At 59.4% G+C, this 2,930-nt stretch carries 3 protein-coding genes; 2 read left to right on the top strand and 1 reads right to left on the bottom strand.

Annotated elements, in window-relative coordinates:
• Window positions 1-911: DUF1631 family protein (locus B3520_RS15940; RefSeq protein ID WP_286876426.1), on the bottom strand; the 911-nt coding region annotated here is incomplete at its 3' end.
• 635 nt (window positions 912-1,546) lie between these two features.
• Here B3520_RS15940 and B3520_RS15935 point away from each other — a divergent pair.
• Both B3520_RS15935 and B3520_RS15930 read left to right on the top strand, forming a co-directional pair.
• A complete protein-coding gene (locus B3520_RS15935; RefSeq protein WP_024461084.1) occupies window positions 1,547-2,128 on the top strand; it encodes a sigma-70 family RNA polymerase sigma factor in 582 nt (193 codons plus the stop codon).
• The gene (locus tag B3520_RS15930; RefSeq protein ID WP_286804833.1) at window positions 2,125-2,835 is read left to right on the top strand and encodes a ChrR family anti-sigma-E factor; all 711 of its coding nucleotides are present in this window, start codon (window positions 2,125-2,127) and stop codon (window positions 2,833-2,835) included. The genes B3520_RS15935 and B3520_RS15930 overlap by 4 nt, the downstream gene beginning before the upstream one ends.
• Window positions 2,836-2,930: the final 95 nt, after the last annotated feature.

Here is a 2,930-nt window from a genome sequence, read left to right as displayed (position 1 = left end):
TGTGCTCCTCCGGTCGGGGCCACCTGGTGGGCGATATGGTTCTGCAACAGCCGGATGGCGTTGTAGAGCCCCGCCTGGTACTGGGTGTCGGCGGGAGTGGCGGTACCACTGAGAAGACGGTCCGAGGCGCGCCGCTGGGGCACGCCGTCCTTCATGGGCACCTCTTCCCCGGCGTCGGGCTGTTCACTGGGCTCGGCGCCCTGGGGCGAGTCATCCACCAGAGCGGTATAGCGCAGGTTGGGAAGCAGGTTTTCCTCGATAAAGTACTTATTGAGCTCCTCATAGAGCTCATCCAGGGCGCCAATGACCTCTTTATCAAAGGTTTTGTAGCCAATGATTTTGGTTTTGTTATCGAGCGTGATATTGAGCAGGGCTTTGCGCAGCGCCTCGCAGAACTGCACCGGGCTGACCGGGTTGCTGCGCTCGTCGATTTTTTCCCCGCCATTCAACAAGGCCAGACGCTGCTGCAGCGCCCAGAGCTGACCGGCAAAAAAGCTGTCGGCCCGATGGGTAATGGAGGTGATCGCGATGGTCTCCTCGAGATCCGAATGCTCCACCAGAGCGAGCATGTCGCCGCTGAAGCGCTCCTCACCGGTGAGGGTATTGAGCATCCGGTTTTTGAATTTGACGAACCCATTGCTGAGGCGTTGGCCAATATCCTCTTCCAGCTCGTGCTGGGAGGCCTCGATCATCCGCTTGTATTCGTACAGGGCCATCTGCTCCTTGTTGGAGCGCGCCCGTTCGGCATAGTCCTCCAGCCGAGCGCACCACTCGCGCCAGAATACGGGCAGCACCCGCTGGGCATAATCCATCATCAGGCTGCGGGCGTGCTTGAGGTGCTGCACCACCTGGGGGTCGTTCAGGCTATCCGGCGCCGATGCTCCGGCTCCGCTGTGTCGGGGGTCAGTCATGTTTTCTCCAGTGGTCGTTTCCGTGATCGTCACTGTTATTGTCCTCATCGGCAGATCATCCGAGATCCCGTGTCGTACCTACCCTGGATCGCCCTGGCATCAGGACGCTACCGCTTGCGGCGCAAGTCGGTTCTGGGACTTGCCCAAGCCCCACGAAAGAGGCTTCCCATAAGCATAGGTAGGGACTTGCCAATGTGCCACAGCGTGCGACATTTGTCACATTTTTCAGGCCGTTGGCCGCAAGGTGGCGCGCGCGGGATGAGCCGGAGGGCGAAGGGAGGAAAAAAAGCCCGGTCAAGACCGGGCGAAAGGGCTAGCTCGCAGATTAACGGGGGTAACCCGTCAGACTCTGGAGGCGGGACGCTCAGAGTGCCGGGATTACCCGGAGAAGCGAGACAGGGTGCATTCCGATCTCCTATACTCTGTGATAGCGCTTGTGTCTTCAAATACGGGCGATTTCGCCCCCCGGATCACCGGTTCGGGGATTTTGTGTTCCAGGCAATGATCCGGACTCCGCGCACCTCCGTATATGGGTTTATTCCGTTGTTCTGCCCCCCACTGGCGGAGCCCCGGCCGAATCCGAAAAGAATAGAGGACGAGCGAGGCGCTGTATGTTGCGGACTAAGGCACAATCAATGAGTAAAACAGGCCCCGGTAACGGGGAGGGCCCCGATTGGGGGGAACTGCTGGGTCGGGTCGCCCACCATGGCGACACCGCCGCGTTTCGCAAGGTGTATGACCACTTCGCGCCCAGAATCAAGGCCTATGCCATCAATCAGGGGATGAACCAGCAGGCCGAGGAGCTCGTTCAGGAAGTCATGACCAGCGTGTGGCGAAATGCCGACAAGTACCGCGACTCTCTGGCATCCGCCTCGACCTGGATTTTCACCATTACCCGGAATCAGCGCATTGATCTGCTCCGTAAGAAGGGCCGTACCAAGGCTGAAATGACGGTGGATACGGAAGAGTTGTGGCAGATCCCCACGGAGGACACCACTATCCGGTCCATCGAGGCGGGCTCGACAGAGAAGAAGATGAAGGAATCCATCCTTGAGCTGCCGGAAGATCAGATGATTGCGGTGCGCAAAGTCTATTATGAAGGTAAGACCCACCAAGAGGTGGCGGAAGAGTTGAACGTCCCCCTGGGAACACTGAAAGGCCGTCTGCGGCTTTCCATGAAGAAGTTAAGAGTGATGTTAGAGGCGACAGAACTATGAGTGCACATCATCCCGACGACCTGACCCTGCTGGAGTACTCCGCCGGCAGCCTGGGGCTAGCACAGGCACTCGCGGTGTCCGTACACCTTGGGTATTGTCTGCAATGCCAGAGCCAACTGCGCAAGCTGAACGCGCTCGGCGGCGTATTGTTGTCGGAAACCCGCCCAGCCAGTGTGGGGGCCAATGATGACCAGATTCCGGAGCGCAGCGATGTGCAGAACGAGTCTCTGGACAAGGGCTTCGAGCAGTTGATGGCACGCATCGGTTCTGAAGAGCCGCGCGCGGAAGCGCCAACCGGCGCGTCAGTCTCCAAGCGCTACCATAACCCCCTGGAACGCTACCTGCCGTCCTCGTTGGATGAGCTTGACTGGCAGCAGCAGACCCGCGAGATCGCCAAGTACGATCTGACCAATGTGGTGGATATGGGCAGCGCCCGGATCACCCTGCAGCGCATCAAAGCCGGCGCCAAGGTGCCCGTGCACACGCACCGGGGCAACGAGTTGACTGTGGTCCTGAAAGGCGGGTTTTCCGATGAGCTCGGCGTGTATCACGCCGGGGACTACATCGCCCGGGACCCGAGCCACCACCACAGCCCGACGGCACTGCAGAATGAGGATTGCATCTGTTTGACGGTGTTGGATGCGCCGATGCGGTTTACCGGGCCGTTGATGCGGTGGTTGAATCCTTTGTTGGCTTGGAAGGCGTAGGTGTATTGGTGACGGCGGATGCGGCGTTTTACCGCTGCGCTCGGCCCCTACACGACCTTTTAAGCATCGCCGTCCATAAAAAAACCCGCCGATTG

Source organism: Marinimicrobium sp. UBA4509, from assembly GCF_002388575.1.
GTDB lineage: Bacteria > Pseudomonadota > Gammaproteobacteria > Pseudomonadales > Cellvibrionaceae > Marinimicrobium > Marinimicrobium koreense.
The sequence above is the reverse complement of the archived record's forward strand: the minus strand, read 5'-3'. Positions and strand labels throughout refer to the sequence as shown.

Bases quoted from the DNA above. Each gene is read 5' to 3' on its own strand.
- B3520_RS15935 (WP_024461084.1), top strand. From the start codon at position 1,547: ATGAGTAAAACAGGCCCCGGTAACGGGGAGGGCCCCGATTGGGGGGAA.
- B3520_RS15930 (WP_286804833.1), top strand. From the start codon at position 2,125: ATGAGTGCACATCATCCCGACGACCTGACCCTGCTGGAGTACTCCGCC.